This is a genomic window from Dellaglioa sp. CoH-57-MRSF-17 (assembly GCF_056782015.1).
Window position 1 is genome coordinate 1 of the sequence record NZ_JBXAXY010000147.1, and the last position, 266, is coordinate 266.

Here is a 266-nt window from a genome sequence, read left to right on the forward strand (position 1 = left end):
AGCAAGAACTCCAGCGTCCTGCTGTATCCGAGGCCATGCTGCAAACCACAATCGAATTCCAGATAGCGCGTGCCCATCGTCTAGGCCAAGTTGAACAGGCTCAGGCGTTGGCTAACTTGCGGCTTGCTGAGATGGTGGTGAACCTGCAATCTGAACTGAATTACCTTCTATACGGAAACAAGAATGGCAACAACGAAGAAGAAGTCGTCGCTGGCGAAAGCGCAGGCGACGCGCACTGAAAAGGTGGCTACAGGTACTGGCGGTGT

The 266-nt window shown here is 53.4% G+C and carries 1 protein-coding gene; it reads left to right on the forward strand.

What is annotated here, in order from left to right; translation table 11 throughout:
* Nucleotides 1-239, forward strand: a 239-nt coding sequence (locus tag AC1RPJ_RS08210; protein ID WP_481762916.1) for a hypothetical protein, incomplete at its 5' end; no start/stop codon positions are given.
* Nucleotides 240-266 lie beyond the last annotated feature (27 nt).